The following is a 16,079-nucleotide window of genomic DNA, read 5'->3' as shown; positions in this document are numbered from 1 at the left end:
AAAAAAGAGAGCAAACATCTAGATAGGAACCCCAACCCGCATATAATGTTATCCAATAATACAGCTTTAAAGTCAGCTAAGGAAAACTGCAATTTTACTCATAATAGTACCATCGGCCAAATCCATTAGCTTTATAGTTTTGATTCAGAATTCGTCTTATTATATCCTTCGTTACAATCCCCCCGCACCATTCCTGAACAACTTTAGTAGTAATCTTCCGATCAGGAAAAAGAAGCCTTAGCTCCTTCACACTTCGCAGCACAGAAGTATCAATACTCTCTTCACAGCCGCAATCCCCACAAACAACCTTCCTCCCAGTAACAGAAACCAAAAACGATTGGCAAGAAGAACAAATAATGCCTTTCCGCAGTACCTCATATTCATAAGTGGGAATCCTAGGGTAAGGGGATTCAACCAGATGCATGGAAATTAAAAGGTCTGCAAGCTTTTTATGTTTTCCATTGATCTTCCCCGTCCACATATTTATTTTTTTCATAAAGGTATTAAGCTGTGTAGGATAAATGATTGGCTCATGTTTCGGTGCTTGATAAAGGGTAAATTCGGGGTTGATAAACACCACCCACGCTTCAACGGGCAGCTTGAAACCATATTTTTGAAGCAATTGTCGGAGTAGGGTTTCACATCGTTTTAGTTGGTCTAGCGGATTGTTCATTAATTTTTTTGATTTCGAAATGAAATCACCTTTTTCATAATAATAATCACCTTCATGATTTTTAACATCAAAAAGGTATAATGTGTCTTGTATAACCAATGTGTCAATTTGGAACTTAGAATTGTTTAACTCTAGCAGCAGACCATTTAATATAAAACATTCACTTTGGAGCTTTTCAGTTAATAAGTCAAACATCACTTCCCCTTCAAAACCCTTATTAAGCTTCAAATAGTTCCATTTGCCTTCTTCAGGCAACTCCATTCGGGCATGTAAACTTCTTAATATCGTTATTTCTTTCCGTTCCTCTCGCGGTTTATAAGCCATAAAGCACATCCTCTCTATCTTCCAAAATAAGAACTAAGACACCTAGTTTTATTTTATTAAAAATTCCAAATAGACAGAAGGAAAGGTATGTATATTTAATGACAGTAATCTTAATAAATCAGGTAAAATGAAATAACAATGAACAAAAAACTGTTTCATTCGTCTAATTGGTAAAGAGATAAGTAAGGATGATGGGGGAAAGAGAGGGCTATTGCAGAATGGATGCATTGATTAAAAATGCGAAAAAAGGGGATCATCTTGCTTTTGCCATGTTATTTAAAGAAAATTATCCATTCCTTGTAAAGTATTTAATGAAAATTACAATGAATCCTGATACAGCTGAAGAATTAGCACAAGAGACAATGGCGAAATGTGTACAAAAGATTCACCTTTATAATGGTCAAAGTAAATTTTCCACATGGCTCGTTTCAATAGCGACGAATACATATATTGACCAATGCCGAAAAATGAAAAGAGAGAAAAACTGGCAGGGGCAAGAGGAAATATTCCGTAAGTTGAAATGGCATTTTGAAAGCAGAAATGAAGAATGGAATGATTGCCTCGAGGCACTGGGAAGATTACCTGAGGACGTTCGAATTCCTATTATTTTGAAGCATTACTATGGTTATTCCTACGAAGAAATTGGAGAATGGATGAAAATTTCTCCCGGAACAGTTAAGTCAAGGGTGCATAACGGAATAAAGTCAGTTAGAAGGGAGCTGAAGCTAGGTGAAGAAACAAAAAGTCATTATCCTGAACAGCAGACAACAAAATAAACAAGATTTTGAAACTATTCACGAACTGCAAGAGGGATTAGAAAAAATCGATCAATTCCCAGTCTATACACCCAATTTACAATGGTTTGAACAAATAGTTATCCAAGAGAAGCAAAACACAAGGAAAAAATTAATCAAAGATTTGTCGGTCTTTTTTATTGTCGCATTAATTATATTAAGCGGGATGATTATTTCCCTTTATCAAATGCCTGCTATTTTTATTCTTGTGCAAATTATTACGTCTATCTTTATTGTGGTATACACAAGTATTCGGATAATGAAGAGGGCGAATCATATATGAATAAGGATCTTTCGTTAATCACCATTATTGTTGTTGTCGTAATTTTATTAACGCAAAGCATATATTTATTTATGGATGCCAGGAAACACAGCCATAATTATTGGCTCTGGGGTATTGTTGGTTTGATTCAAGCCCCAATGCCAACGCTATTTTATTTAATTTTTGTACGAAAAATTTTTCAAAGGAATAAGCCTAAAAAGGGGGATTCTTATAATGATGATTGTTACGACTGACTTCATACCAGGCAAGGAAATTAGGGAATTAATCGGTTTTGTGAAGGGAAGTACCGTCCAATCAAAACATATAGGCAAGGACTTAATGGCAGGACTTAAAACCATTGTCGGCGGTGAAATTAAGGAATATACAGATATGCTGGATGAGGCAAGGCAAAAAGCGATTGAAAGAATGCTAGACGAAGCAAGGAATTTAGGTGCAAATGCCATCATCGGAATGAGACTGCAATCCAGTTCCGTTATGCAGGGAGCCTCGGAAATTATTGCATATGGAACGGCAGTTTGGGTGGAATAAAGTGAAGTTTAATCAGTGGCTGTTACAGCCTATGTAGATAATAATTCTGAAAAATGGGAATTGACTTTTAAAACGACTGGTGATAATCTAACAAAGTAAGAAAAATTAGGAAAAGGAGGGTTACGAAATGATTAATTTAATTCAATCTTTGTTAACAATTGAATATTTGAATGTAACCTGCCCTAGGGAAATTATCTCCTGACTTTTCTTTGTGAAAATTGATAAATGACTAAAACACAGGTTTCGTTCTATTTGAAACGTAACGTGTGTTTTTTTGTCCCTTTTTTTAGAAGGAGACATACTGCACAATTGCGGTATGTCTTTTTTTTAGCCGATTGGTAAGGATAACTTTCCAATCGGGCATAAGTGCAAATACGCCTCTGTCTTGCCCTTAATGGCTTGCCAGTCGGCGAGTTTTCTTTAAAAGATAAGAAAGAATTTAGACTTTGAGAATTGTCCAGCTCCAGGCGCCATCGGCTAGTGTACTTCGCATCTTCTCCCTACGATAAGTCAACATCGGATCGCTTGCGCTCTCCGTGTTTCCTTTATCTCAGTCGAAGCGCTCCAGTCCATACGCCGATAGTCGGGCGCCTTACGCTTTTCTTATAACTTTTAAAAAAAGAGGAGGAACAATCCATGTTACTGATACCCGAAGTACGTCTGGACCTCACAAAAGAAAAGACAGAAGACGGTTAGTAAAACAAAAGGGGGAAGACAACAATGTTTTCGGTATTAAAAAAATTAAGTTGGTTTTTTAAAGAAAATTGGCAGCGATATGTGATAGCTGTATCGCTATTAACAATAGTAGGTATATTGGATGTTTTGCCGCCAAAATTAATTGGAATGGCAATTGATGATATTCATATAGGTGCCATGAGTGAAGGGAAAATAATACGATATCTTACCAATCTTCTCATCATTATGATTTCATCCTATGGGATCACCTATTTTTGGCAGTATAAATTATTCGGAGGAGCATTTCTAGTAGAAAGGAAAATGCGATCTAGGTTTGTAAACCATCTATTAAAAATGACTCCGGCCTTTTATGAAAAAAATCGCACGGGTGACTTAATGGCACGTGCTACGAATGACTTAAAGGCTATCTCGATCACAGCAGGTTTTGGAATCTTGACACTTGTGGATTCAAGTGTCTGGATGCTGACTTTACTGTTGACAATGGGCCTTTTTATAAGCTGGAAACTGACATTAGCGGCGATTATTCCCCTGCCCATTATGGCCATTCTAATGAAATTATACGGAAAAAGAATTCATACCCGCTTTATGGAAGCCCAGGATGCCTTCGGCGAGCTAAATGACCGGGTGCTTGAATCGGTTGCAGGTGTAAGGGTCATCCGTGCATATGTGCAGGAAAAGGCTGATAGTAGCCGGTTTCACCAGCTGACTGAAGATGTTTATCATAAAAATATTAAAGTAGCAAAAATTGATGCCTTATTCAATCCAACGATAAAGGTGCTTGTTGGAATCAGCTATTTAATTGGTCTCGGCTATGGTGCTTATTTAGTCTTCCACCAAGCAATTACATTAGGAAATCTCGTTTCCTTTAATGTCTATTTAGGGATGCTAATTTGGCCGATGTTTGCCATTGGAGAGTTAATTAATGTAATGCAGCGGGGAAATGCTTCACTTGACCGTGTCAATGAAACCCTAAGCTACAAGGAAGAGGTCAGCAATCCTGTTAAACCGGTTGCGTTCGCTTCCGCTGAACGTATTGATTATCAAAATGTAACCTTCCGCTATCCATCATCTAAAAATAACAATTTAGAAAATGTGGATGTAAGGCTCCTGCAAGGTCAGACACTGGGAATCGTCGGTAAAACGGGAAGCGGAAAGACTACGTTTATTAAACAATTATTAAGACAATACCCACTTGGAGAAGGTGAGGTATCCATCGCGGGTGTTCCGTTAGAGGAGCAAACATTAAACCAGGTTCGCAGCTGGATTGGCTATGTGCCTCAGGATCATGTACTTTTTTCAAGAAGTGTGAAGGATAATATTCTCTTTGGCAGGAATGAAGCGAGTGATGAAGATTTAGCGTTAGCCATCGATTTAGCAGCGTTCCGTAAAGATTTAGAAATGCTTCCTGAAGGATTGAGTACGCTTGTAGGTGAAAGAGGCGTAGCCCTGTCCGGCGGGCAAAAGCAGCGTATCTCGATTGCCCGCGCGCTTATTAAAAATCCGGAAATTCTCATTCTCGATGATTCCTTATCTGCAGTTGATGCCAAAACAGAAAAGAGAATTATTGACAATATCCGCAATGTAAGAAAAGAAAAAACAACCATTATTACAACGCATCGGATGTCTGCTGTCCAGCATGCCGACCATATTATTGTCCTCGATGAAGGAAGAATAATTGAAGAAGGGACACATGAACAGCTCTTAGAGCAAGGCGGATGGTACAGTGAACAATTTTTACGGCAGCAGATTGAACGTAATGCTGAAGAGGATGTGAAAGCATGACCACAGGTAGAAGATTAGTCGGATACGCACTTTGTTATAAAAAAATTATTTTGGCAGCATTGATCATGCTGACCATTTCCGCCGCAGCAGATCTAGCAGGGCCGTTTATTGCAAAAAATATTATTGATCAGCATATTTTAGGCATTGAATCTGTCTGGTATGAAACAACCAATGGCGATAAGGCAGTAGAGTATAACGGGAAAGTGTACAAAAGAGAAAAGTATTTTTCAAGTGGTGAACAAAAGGGAAAACCAGCTCGGATTCTCCAGGTTGGTTCCAAGTTCGTTTTTATTGACCAAGAAGTTGAATTTGATGGAAAAAGAAGCTTAAAAGAAGGAAAATTACTCATTAAAAAAGGTGCACAAGAGGCAGAATATCAGGCGAAAATCCTTAATGGCTCAGACCTATTAAGGTTTTACCAACCGGAGATTCCTGCGATATTTCAATTATTAGCATTCTATTTTGGGCTCTTAGTGGTATCAGCCATTTTTCAATATGGGGAAAAATTTTTCTTGCAAAAATCAGCCAACCGCATCATTCAAAAAATGCGTGAAGATGTTTTTGGGCATATTCAACGGCTGCCAATCAACTATTTTGATAATCTGCCCGCAGGAAAAGTGGTGGCACGAATCACGAATGATACAGAAGCCATCCGGGAGCTTTACGTAACCGTACTTGCTACTTTTTTTACCAGTGTAATTTATATTACCGGCATATATGCGGCCTTGTTTATTTTGAATGTGAAACTGGCAGCGATTTGTTTAGTGCTGCTCCCAATCCTGTATGCATGGATGTTAATTTACCGGAAGTATGCATCAAAATACAACCGTGTCATTCGTTCTCGGAATAGTGATATTAATGCAATGATCAACGAGTCAATTCAAGGAATGAGTATCATTCAGGCATTTAGCCGCGAAAACGAAACGAAAGCAGATTTTGAAAAGCTAAACCATGAACATTTTACCTACCAAAATAAAATGCTAAGTTTAAATGCGTTAACTTCTCATAACTTAGTAGGGATTTTAAGAAATCTCGTCTTCGTGGCATTTATTTGGTATTTTGGAGGGCAAGCGCTTAATCCTTTAAACGTGATTTCACTTGGGATGCTTTATGCCTTTGTTGATTACGTTAACCGTCTTTTTCAGCCTGTCCAAGGAATTGTCAATCAGCTTGCTAATTTGGAGCAGGCGCTTGTGGCTGGTGAGCGGGTGTTTAAATTGATGGATGAGCCGGGTGAAAATGTCAGCAGTGAGCGGATTGCCCGTTATAAAGGGAATGTAACCTTTGATCATGTTTCATTTGGTTATAAACAAGGAGAATATGTACTAAAAGATATTGATTTTGAAGCGAAGAACGGAGAAACAGTTGCATTGGTTGGTCATACAGGTTCAGGAAAAAGCTCCATTATGAATTTACTTTTCCGCTTCTATGATTGTCAAAAAGGAAAAATTCTTATTGATGGCAAAGATATCGAAAGTATTCCACGTCAGACGATTCGAAATCATATGGGCATTGTGCTGCAGGATCCCTATTTATTTACAGGGACGATTGCTTCGAACGTGAGCTTGAATGATCCATCCATCACTAGAGAAAAAGTCGAAAAAGCGTTAAAGGATGTTGGTGCTGAAAAAGTATTCAAAAATTTAGAGAATGGGTATGATGAGCCGGTAATCGAGAAGGGCAGCACCCTTTCGAGCGGGCAGCGGCAATTGATCTCATTTGCCCGAGCACTTGCCTTTAATCCAGCAATTCTAATTCTTGACGAAGCCACCTCCAGTATTGACACCGAAACTGAAGCGCTTATTCAAGAAGCTATGGATGTTTTAAAGAAAGGCCGAACAACGTTTATCATTGCCCACCGTTTGTCGACTATTCGCAATGCCGATCAGATTCTTGTACTCGACCGCGGGACGATTGTTGAGAGGGGAACTCATGACGAATTGATGGCGACTAAGGGGAAGTATTATCAGATGTATCAGCTCCAGCAAGGCGGCAACGAAATAGCAGGATAGCATAAGAGCTGGCCCTTTATCGAGGGCCAGCTTTTTCACTGCTATCTAAAGAAGAATTTTGGATTCGCTGATAAACTATAAAAACTGCCGATAAAAAGCAACAGATATCATAAAAATTCGCTGATAAGCTACACTTAATAGGTAAGTCCAACTCGTGTTCCAATAAATTCTTCGCTAAAAAGCTGTTGAAACGCGAAATCACCTGTGTCATATATCGAGATGGACGAAGGATTTTCAGGTAAAAAGTCCTTTTCGAATCGAAACGTGCCAATTCTTTCACCTACGGGCAAATAGGTTGGACAAACGATCGTCCAATCAAGTCCTGAATCCTTTAATAACAAATAGGCTTTTAAATGCTCCTCGGCATCCTTTGTACTTTTTCGCTTTGACTCTGAGGATTGGAATCGGTATAAATGTGGTGCAGAACGTGCCTGCAGGATTCCCGCAGTTCCAATGGTAATAATACGCTTGATGCCGTTCTTTTTCATATGCTTGATTATGTATGGCATGGAAGTGGAAAGTGTTGTCGTCCCATCAGTATTTAACGCACTAATGACAACATTTGTACCTTTAATAGAATGAGCGATAACTGCTTCATCAAGGATGTTTCCTTCTATAACTTTGAGACCAGGAGCCTCATGTATTAGTTTTTTTGAATCTCTCACTACAGCTTGGACAGAAAGATGATTTGAAAGTGCATTTTCGAGAATAACTGAACCCACTCTTCCTGTTGCCCCCAAAAGGCAAATGTTCACAAAAAATTCACTCCTTGGTCACTAAAGTGTAATTTCTATCACTTGTTACCCCTTTCCCTTATGATAAGTTAAAAATGATTACGTATTTTAATTAAATTGGGGTGGGATATATATGTCAGAGTATTCAGTTGTATTAGAAATTGGCAGTTTTTTAATCCTTTCTTATTATATCGGATATACCATCTTCAAAGCATAGGCTGCAGACAAAATGTCTGTAGTTTTTTTTTACAGCTTTTAAAAAGTAAATGCAATGTCTTTAATAAAATGGTTACAAATGGGTATATATATGGAAGGAGTATGAATTTGGGAGGTGGAATCAACATGGAGAATTATCGGGTTGAAAAAGATACATTTGGTGAGGTTCGTGTGCCGGCGGATAAATATTGGGGGGCCCAGACACAGCGGAGCAAGCAAAACTTTATAATTGGCACCGAAAAAATGCCAATGGAGCTCATTTATGGTTTGGCTTTTATTAAAAAAGCGGCCGCAATCGTTAATTTTCAATTAGGAAAGCTGAGCGAAGCAAAAATGATGGCCATTCAAAAGATATGTGATGTTATTCGTAATGGAGACTTGGATGAACATTTTCCCTTAGTAGTCTGGCAAACAGGCAGCGGCACTCAAACCAATATGAACGTGAATGAAGTAATAGCAAATCGAGCAAACCATTTATTAAAGGAACAGAACAGCGCAGTAAAAATTCACCCAAATGATGATGTCAATATGTCGCAAAGCTCCAATGATACCTTTCCAACTGCAATGCATATTGCTGCCTATATAAAAATAACCGAAACCCTGCTTCCTGCCATACTGGAATTAAAAAACACCCTGCATGAAAAAGAAAAGGCTTTTTCAACTATTGTAAAAATTGGAAGAACGCATTTGCAGGATGCCACACCACTGACGCTTGGACAGGAGATTAGTGGCTGGAGGGAAATGCTGGAGAAAAGCGAAAAAATGATTAAGGAAGCGAGCACGTATCTCCTAGATTTAGCAATTGGCGGGACAGCGGTAGGTACAGGAATAAATGCTGATCCGCAGTTTGGAGAAAAAGTAGCTGAGGAGTTAACTAAATTAACAAGTTATCCTTTTCGCTCCTCTGAAAATAAATTTCATGCTTTGACAAGTCATGATGAAATTGTCTATGTACACGGGGCATTAAAAGCATTAGCAGCTGATTTGATGAAAATTGCCAATGATGTCCGCTGGCTCGCAAGCGGGCCACGGAGCGGGATTGGTGAGATTAGTATTCCTGCTAATGAACCGGGCAGCTCCATCATGCCTGGAAAGGTGAATCCGACGCAAAGTGAGGCGTTAACAATGGCAGCATGTCAGGTGTTTGGCAATGACGCCACCATCAGCTTTGCTGCCAGCCAAGGGAATTTTGAACTAAATGTCTTTAAACCAGTCATCATTTATAATCTCATCCAATCCACTAGGCTTCTGGCGGATGGAATGAGATCCTTTAATAAAAATTGTGCTGTAGGTCTGGAGGCAAATATAGAAATCATTAAGGAACACGTGGAGCGGTCCTTAATGCTGGTAACGGCGTTAAACCCACATATTGGCTATGAAAAAGCGGCTGAAATTGCTAAGCTTGCGTTTAAGGAAAATAGTACGTTGAAGGAAGCAGCCCTTAAAACGGGGTATGTTACGTCAGAGCAATTTGTCGAATGGATGAAGGCTGAAAAGATGGTATGAAAAATAGCGAGAGACAAAATGAAAGCCCCCTCCACTAAAGAGAGGGGGCTAAGCCATATTATTAATTTGTGAAAGAAGGTTTGCTAAAAATTAGCGCTGGAATCCGCCAAGTTGAGATTCAGCCATTTGAACAAGACGTTTTGTGATTTCTCCTCCGACAGAACCGTTAGCACGTGAAGTAGTATCCGCACCAAGGTTTACGCCAAATTCTGAAGCAATTTCATACTTCATTTGATCAAGTGCTTGTTGAACGCCTGGTACTAAAAGTTGATTAGAGTTGTTGTTAGCAGCCATAGATGAATAACACTCCTCTTAATAAGTTTGGGGTCAGTATGGAATTGAACCATAAAATTGCCGTCTTGGCCTAACCCATAATATTATTGTATCCTTTTAGTAAACTTGGATGGATGATCCGGAGTTGCACCGGTTACGACCCTTGCTGGCTTCATCCATCGGTGTAATTGTTGCTTTGTAATCTTTATTATGATTAATTTTTGTAGATATATTCGAAATGATTTTTAGTAATTTATTCCACCACATAGGGCACGTAAGTTAACATAAACTAAGATTATCTACTAAACAAAAAGGGTGAAATGTATGGCGATATGCCCAGTCTGCAATGGTTTAAGGGATCTCTACTTAATATGTACAAATTGCGGGGGACCTATGTTGGAAAGTGGCAGGCTTATGGATTATTTTGAGAATTATAGTCCATATATGGAGATTAATTTAACGAAGATGGAGGACGGGTATCCAGATACGAATTCAGACCAAAAGTGTCCCCATTTATACCATTGTCCCGCGTGTCAATCTGATGAAGTCATCTTTATTAAAGAATAATCCCCGTTAAAAGTATAACGGGGATAGTTAAAAGCATTTTATTTTTCATTAAGGGTGCGAATCCGTAATTCTGTGTCAACATCGAAGAAATGAGCTTTATTTAAGTCAAATGCAAGGTCTAAAGAATCACCAGGATGGACATCTGCACGTGAATCAAGACGGGCAACGAAGTCCTGGCCTCCAATACTCGAATAGACCATTAATTCAGCACCTGTTAATTCAGCCACATCAATATTGGCTTTAATTTTAGTTCCAGCAGATGCTTCAATAAATACAGGCTCATCATGAATGTCTTCCGGACGTACCCCAAGGATAATTGATTTTCCAACATAACCTTGTTCACGAAGGAATTTCATTTTACCTTCCGGAACCGCAATGGAGGCATTTCCAATTACAAACTTTCCATCTTCTAATTTACCATTAAAGAAGTTCATCGCAGGTGAACCGATAAAGCCGCCGACAAAGACATTTTCCGGTTTTTCATATACTTCTTTTGGAGATCCGACCTGTTGAATGATTCCATCTTTCATAACAACCAATCGTGTAGCCATTGTCATTGCTTCTGTCTGGTCATGTGTAACATAGATGGTAGTGGTATCTAATCGGCGGTGGAGCTTGGCAATCTCTGCACGCATTTGCACACGAAGCTTCGCATCAAGGTTTGATAATGGTTCATCCATTAAGAATACCTTTGCATCACGGACAATCGCACGGCCTAAGGCAACACGCTGACGTTGTCCACCAGAAAGTGCTTTTGGTTTACGAGTTAAGTAAGCTTCTAAGCCAAGAATTTTTGCTGCTTCTTTAACGCGGCGTTCGATTTCATCTTTTGGGAATTTACGAAGCTTTAAGCCGAATGCCATATTATCGTAAACCGTCATATGTGGATAAAGAGCGTAGTTTTGGAAAACCATCGCGATATCGCGATCTTTTGGAGCGACATCGTTGACTCTTTTTCCATCAATGTAAAAATCACCTTTAGAAATATCTTCAAGACCGGCAATCATCCGAAGTGTAGTGGATTTACCACAGCCAGATGGACCGACAAACACGATAAATTCCTTATCTTCAATATGTAAATTGAAGTCTTGAACTGCGGTTACTTTATTATCGTAAATTTTATAAATATGATCTAATTTTAATTCTGCCATTTGTATTTCCTCCCTGTTTATCTTGTTACGTTTAGTTTACAGGGATAAGCTCGAAATCCATATAGACAAGTTGCACAAAGATTGAAAACGCTTTTTTGGGCACATTGTCACTTAAATTGATTTTGTTCAAAAAGCATACATGCCAAGAAGACAGTAAAGGCTCCGTAAAAGTCTTTTAATCCGATTCCTGTTTTCTCAGTAAATTTATCAATGCGGTATTGAAGTGTGTTTCTGTGGATATATAATTTTTTAGCTGTCAGACTGGCATTTAAATTGTTTTCAAGAAAAACCTTAATCGTTGAAAACATTTCTGGATCATCATGAAATACCTCTATGATTTCTTGACTGCCCCTTTGTTTTAATTCCTTTGGTAAATAATGTGCTAAATAGGCTGGGAGAACCCGTTCAAATGTAAAAATTGTAGGATTTCCAAGTTTTGTAATCGCGAATGAAAAGTATTCTTTTTCTAGAATAAATTTTGAGCGAAGCTGCTCTGAAAGGAGATTCAGTTTTCCAATGAAAAAGGATATTGTTACGTAGAAATCGCTTTCCAATGTTTCCGACATTGATATTAATTCCTCTTCTGAAAGAGAAATCTGCTTTTTTTCTTCAATAACAATTCCTCGGCTCCCGCTCTCCCAAATAATAATGACATCTTCAGTAAAAAATCCTTTTAAGGCAGATTCAATTTCCGATTGATTTACATCATTGCCCTTTATATGAAACTGGATCAATCTAATAAATGTTTCAGTATGAATATGTGGTGCAGGCGCATGTAAAAATAAAAAATCATTCCATGCTTTTTCTGCGGTAGTCACCCTGGATACTTGAAATTCACCTGTTTTGTAAAGTGCTTTAAGCAGGTTTAATTCTTTTTCACTCACTTCTATTTTTGGAATGCCAATCCATTCATTCTCTGCTTCGCAATAGAAGTAATAATATTGTTCTGAAAGCTTATCGGGTTGGCTGGGAAACAAGATGGAATTTTCATAGATAGACAATAATTTTCTAAGCATGGTTCAATTCCCCATTAAATAAAATTTTTATACCATATAGGTTCTATTATACCAATAGTGATGAAAGGGATAAAAATAAAAAAGGCTGGACCTCTTTATATTGTGTCCAACCAGTTTATCATTGTATTGAAATTTTTAATCGCACTCATATGGCGGTTGTTCTTCAACAAGGTCGCGAGCTTCTTCGATATTTGTCGTATCATGACGGGCATGTACGGAGCCACCGGACATACCTTCATTAATCATACGATCAATATCAAAATAGGCCATATCTCTGCCTTCATAAGCAGGACCTTCATTCGTTAGCTTTTCTTTTCCTTTTTTCATGACCATCCATCCTTTCGGCTAGAATAGTTTAAGCTTATGAACTCTGAAAACTGTCCAGCTTCAGCGGGCGCTTACGCATTTCTATTTTAGTTTGTGGAAAGGAGAAATTTTCATACACATTTATGGTTTATTTGTTTTACTCGTAAACATGGTAAAGCATTAATTCATGGATTTGACTAGTTAGTGCTTCAATATCTTGTTCAGGAATATTTGTTGTCCATTCAATTTTACCTGTTTGGTGGTAGATTCCTGTAAACCTTTTCTTTTTATAGTAAAAAGAAAAATTCCAGCCGGGAATATTCTTATTTTCAAATAATGGTTTGAATTGGAAGTGCATCAACATCTGTCAAATCCTCCTTTATTACATGTAGCATACTTATAGCTTACTTGTTTTGAGGAATTATTTAAATGATATTTTGGTTCAATCTCTAGCTTCTCTACGCTTGTTGGTCGATCATTCACCTTATATCGCCCCTGAGCACTAAGGAAAGCTCCTTAGAATAATCCTCGCAGGAACAAGCTGTGCTTTTTCCGAAGGCGCTTCTGCATTTCGATTTTCCTTTATCTCAGTCGAAGCGTTCCAGTCTATACACCGCGCAAAGTAAGCTTGCACTTTTCTTATTTCTGAATATCCGTCAGCTGTAGGAATAAGCGGCAAACCTGCTCGATTTTTTTTTCCTCAATCTCCCTTTCATCAAAGCTCATTGGTTTCGAATTTACTTCGTATATATAATGTTGACCTGTTTTGCTTACACCGGCATCGATAGAAAATTCACCGAAATAGCCAAACTGTTTGGATAGGGCTTTACCTACCTGTGGGACAATTGTTTGAAAAAACTGGTCGTGCTCGTCTGCCTGCAAAAGTTGATAAGGGAGGAGTCTGCCCCCAGCTGGAATATGGGTTGTGATCTCCTGTTCCTTGGATTGCCTAATGCCGACCCCAGTTAAAATATAATCATCAAGATTTGCATGGGCGAGGATTCGAAAATCAAAACGATCTCCATTATACTCAGCAGATTTAATTTCTTCTTGTGCCATATAGTATTTTTTTAGTAGCTTTTCTTTCCAGCTTTCCCAAAAATGGTCAAAGGATTTATAGTTTTCATGCTTATTAATACCTTCAAGTTCTATTCGCAAAGGGCTATTCATCCTCAAACGAAAAATTCCTTTTCCTTTTGAAGATTGCCGTGGTTTTAAGTAAATGGTTTTCAGATTTTTTAAAAAGGAAAACAAATTCCTTTTATCATCGGCAAGAATGGTTTGCGGTAAATAGTATTGCAGAATATCATGGTTTTTCAGCAATTCATATAGTTCAAATTTATCGATAAAACAAGGATTAAAAAAGGGGATGTTTTTATCTTTTAAAATAGAAAAAAAATGCTGGCATTGTTCGTCATGCTCTGATTTTCGAAAAGGAATCCGATTATAAACAAGGTCAGGATATGGAAAACGTTTTTTTAGCCAACGATTGTCGTCGGGTGAAAACGTATAGCCCAAAATAAACTCACTCTCAACTTCTTCCGGAATGAAGACAAAGCTTATTCCTTTTAGAGAAATAAGCCTTTTTTGCAGCTCAATAAAAAGCGAACTATTACCGGCGATTGCACCATTTGCCTTTCGTACTGTCAAAATGCCAATCAGTGGAGATGGATTATTGTCTTTCATTTAAATAGTTCCTCAGGGTGCAATAAGGATTGCTCTGTAAGAAAAACGGCAAAAGCAATCGATAATTTACGTGTTAGGTAATCAAATTCTTTCAATTCCGGATGACTGAAAATAGACCTTCCTGGTTTGGAATTAGCTTCAAAAAGCCAGACATCACCAGTACGGTCGATCCCTAAATCAAAGCCAATCTCACCAATAATTCCTTCAACATTGGCATCAAGGGCAGTACTTAGCAGAAGCGCAGCATTTGATAGCTTCTCAGTATATAACTCACACTCTTCCTTAGGGAAAATTTCACTAAGGGTTCTAATGTCCCCGCCGCTCCTGGCATGTGTTGTTACACTGCCCTGGCCGGCAATTTTCGCAGCAATCGCAGTTACATTCCATTTTCCAAGATCGTCTTTATTCGTATGAACACGAAAATCGACTGAGCGCTGTTCGGTTCTAAGCAAATGAATACCCTGCTGAACCAGCATTTTTTCTAACGATTGGTTTGCGAATACTGATTGGAACAAACTCTCCAAGCTAGAATATTTCCGTAAGCGATTTACACCTTTATCGTCTTGAAAACGGCAATAATAATCGTCCTTATGTTTGTCATAAATCACTTGGTGAACACCTAACCCGAGACTGCCGTTTTTTGGTTTAATAAAAATATGGCCATATTTAGAAAGCATCGTTTCGATAGAGGAGAAGGATATAAACGGATAAGTTTCAGGAAGGTAATTCGTAACCGAAGTATCCTGCTGCAGTCTTTCATAAATATCAAGTTTATTAAAAAAACCGGGATTATACCATGGGATGAGATATTCTTTTTGCAGTCTTTCCCTTACCTTGATTAATTTAGGACTTCCTTCGCTTTTTCGATTTGGAAGCCGGTCGTAAATGACATTTGGAAAAGGGACCTCAATGGTTTGCCAAGCATGATCAAGAAAGAAGTACCCCTCAATGGTTCCTTGCTCCCAGTCAATATGCGGCTCCCCAAAGACAAAAGGCAGGGCTCCAACTGTTTTACTAACGGAAAGAAGTTTTGAAAAAAATAATGTCCGTTCACCGATTGGCTGCTTGGGAAGGGACGTAAACCCAGAGGTAAAAATCCCAACAAGAGGACCGATATAGAGGATTTCATTTTCTAAAAAGGCATGCATCGGGATTTTGAAGTGTGGAAACTGGATAGTCTCTTTAATTTTCCTGCTTATCACAATTCGGTCTTCCTGGTCAGGATGAGGGCGAAATTCCACCTCCATAGATTTTGACCCAAAGGCAATTCTTTTGATCTGTTTATTCTGTATAACCGCTGGTGGGCAGAAAACAATTAATTGATCATTTTGAGCAACTTCAATGAGATAATGTTTTCTCATAAATGTTCTTCCTTTCCATTTGCTCCATCCGAGAAAGGTATTTCCCGTAGAGAAGTGGTGCTAGGTAAAGGGTATTCTGTAAGTATGGACGGGTGTGTAAAACAACCTTTCTTCCCGGTTTTGAATTGATGTCGAGAATCCAAATAGAGCCATTTTTTGCTACCCCGATAT

The 16,079-nt window shown here is 38.4% G+C and carries 18 protein-coding genes; 8 read left to right on the top strand and 10 right to left on the bottom strand.

Features of this window, described 5'->3' with window-relative positions:
* Positions 1–94: 94 nt before the first annotated feature.
* Positions 95–997 (bottom strand): nuclease-related domain-containing protein, encoded by a 903-nt coding sequence (locus tag V7150_RS23140; RefSeq protein ID WP_335522896.1) that lies wholly within the window; start codon positions 995–997, stop codon positions 95–97.
* 218 nt (positions 998–1,215) lie between these two features.
* Between V7150_RS23140 and sigY the strand changes: the two genes are divergently transcribed.
* The 6 genes from sigY (at position 1,216) to V7150_RS23110 (ending at position 7,092) form a co-directional block, all read left to right on the top strand.
* Positions 1,216–1,773, top strand: coding sequence for an RNA polymerase sigma factor SigY (sigY, locus tag V7150_RS23135; RefSeq protein WP_335522895.1), 558 nt, complete (start codon positions 1,216–1,218; stop codon positions 1,771–1,773).
* Positions 1,727–2,074, top strand: coding sequence for a YxlC family protein (locus V7150_RS23130; protein ID WP_335522893.1), 348 nt, complete (start codon positions 1,727–1,729; stop codon positions 2,072–2,074). Before sigY ends, V7150_RS23130 begins: the two co-directional genes overlap by 47 nt.
* Positions 2,071–2,307, top strand: a complete 237-nt coding sequence (locus V7150_RS23125; RefSeq protein ID WP_335522891.1) for a sigma-Y antisigma factor component — start codon at positions 2,071–2,073, stop codon at positions 2,305–2,307. The genes V7150_RS23130 and V7150_RS23125 overlap by 4 nt, the downstream gene beginning before the upstream one ends.
* The gene (locus tag V7150_RS23120; RefSeq protein WP_335522890.1) at positions 2,288–2,602 is read left to right on the top strand and encodes a YbjQ family protein; all 315 of its coding nucleotides are present in this window, start codon (positions 2,288–2,290) and stop codon (positions 2,600–2,602) included. Before V7150_RS23125 ends, V7150_RS23120 begins: the two co-directional genes overlap by 20 nt.
* 720 nt (positions 2,603–3,322) lie before the next feature.
* Positions 3,323–5,080 (top strand): ABC transporter ATP-binding protein, encoded by a 1,758-nt coding sequence (locus tag V7150_RS23115; protein ID WP_335522888.1) that lies wholly within the window; start codon positions 3,323–3,325, stop codon positions 5,078–5,080.
* Positions 5,077–7,092 (top strand): ABC transporter ATP-binding protein, encoded by a 2,016-nt coding sequence (locus V7150_RS23110; RefSeq protein WP_335522887.1) that lies wholly within the window; start codon positions 5,077–5,079, stop codon positions 7,090–7,092. Before V7150_RS23115 ends, V7150_RS23110 begins: the two co-directional genes overlap by 4 nt.
* Positions 7,093–7,226: 134 nt before the next feature.
* Here V7150_RS23110 and V7150_RS23105 read toward each other — a convergent pair whose 3' ends face one another.
* Complete coding sequence (locus V7150_RS23105; RefSeq protein WP_335522885.1) at positions 7,227–7,847, bottom strand: NAD(P)-dependent oxidoreductase; 621 nt, start codon at positions 7,845–7,847, stop codon at positions 7,227–7,229.
* A gap of 321 nt (positions 7,848–8,168) precedes the next feature.
* On the opposite strand from V7150_RS23105, the gene fumC reads away from it, so the two are divergent.
* Positions 8,169–9,548, top strand: coding sequence for a class II fumarate hydratase (fumC, locus tag V7150_RS23100; protein WP_335522883.1), 1,380 nt, complete (start codon positions 8,169–8,171; stop codon positions 9,546–9,548).
* Positions 9,549–9,638: 90 nt separating this feature from the next.
* Here the strand turns inward: fumC and V7150_RS23095 are convergent, their stop codons facing one another.
* The gene (locus V7150_RS23095; protein ID WP_335522881.1) at positions 9,639–9,842 is read right to left on the bottom strand and encodes an alpha/beta-type small acid-soluble spore protein; all 204 of its coding nucleotides are present in this window, start codon (positions 9,840–9,842) and stop codon (positions 9,639–9,641) included.
* Positions 9,843–10,217: 375 nt separating this feature from the next.
* Between V7150_RS23095 and V7150_RS23090 the strand changes: the two genes are divergently transcribed.
* A complete protein-coding gene (locus V7150_RS23090; protein ID WP_335522878.1) occupies positions 10,218–10,388 on the top strand; it encodes a hypothetical protein in 171 nt (56 codons plus the stop codon).
* A gap of 38 nt (positions 10,389–10,426) precedes the next feature.
* On the opposite strand, the gene V7150_RS23085 is transcribed toward V7150_RS23090, so the two are convergent.
* The 7 genes from V7150_RS23085 to V7150_RS23055 form a co-directional block, all read right to left on the bottom strand.
* The gene (locus V7150_RS23085; RefSeq protein ID WP_335522876.1) at positions 10,427–11,539 is read right to left on the bottom strand and encodes an ABC transporter ATP-binding protein; all 1,113 of its coding nucleotides are present in this window, start codon (positions 11,537–11,539) and stop codon (positions 10,427–10,429) included.
* 107 nt (positions 11,540–11,646) lie between these two features.
* Positions 11,647–12,555, bottom strand: coding sequence for a PucR family transcriptional regulator (locus V7150_RS23080; protein WP_335522874.1), 909 nt, complete (start codon positions 12,553–12,555; stop codon positions 11,647–11,649).
* A 135-nt stretch (positions 12,556–12,690) separates the two neighbouring features.
* A complete protein-coding gene (locus V7150_RS23075; RefSeq protein ID WP_335522897.1) occupies positions 12,691–12,882 on the bottom strand; it encodes a hypothetical protein in 192 nt (63 codons plus the stop codon).
* Positions 12,883–13,018: 136 nt separating this feature from the next.
* The gene (locus V7150_RS23070; protein WP_335522871.1) at positions 13,019–13,225 is read right to left on the bottom strand and encodes a YheE family protein; all 207 of its coding nucleotides are present in this window, start codon (positions 13,223–13,225) and stop codon (positions 13,019–13,021) included.
* 275 nt (positions 13,226–13,500) lie between these two features.
* The gene (locus tag V7150_RS23065) at positions 13,501–14,547 is read right to left on the bottom strand and encodes a YheC/YheD family endospore coat-associated protein (RefSeq protein ID WP_335522869.1); all 1,047 of its coding nucleotides are present in this window, start codon (positions 14,545–14,547) and stop codon (positions 13,501–13,503) included.
* Positions 14,544–15,908 carry a YheC/YheD family endospore coat-associated protein gene (locus V7150_RS23060; protein ID WP_335522867.1) on the bottom strand — a complete coding sequence of 455 codons (1,365 nt, stop codon included), beginning with the start codon at positions 15,906–15,908 and terminating at the stop codon, positions 14,544–14,546. The genes V7150_RS23065 and V7150_RS23060 overlap by 4 nt, the downstream gene beginning before the upstream one ends.
* On the bottom strand, positions 15,886–16,079 hold a 194-nt coding region (locus V7150_RS23055; protein ID WP_335522865.1), incomplete at its 5' end, for a YheC/YheD family protein. The genes V7150_RS23055 and V7150_RS23060, both read right to left, overlap by 23 nt.

Source organism: Neobacillus drentensis (assembly GCF_036965245.1).
Classification (GTDB): domain Bacteria; phylum Bacillota; class Bacilli; order Bacillales; family Cytobacillaceae; genus Neobacillus; species Neobacillus drentensis_G.
The sequence above is the reverse complement of the archived record's forward strand: the minus strand, read 5'-3'. Positions and strand labels throughout refer to the sequence as shown.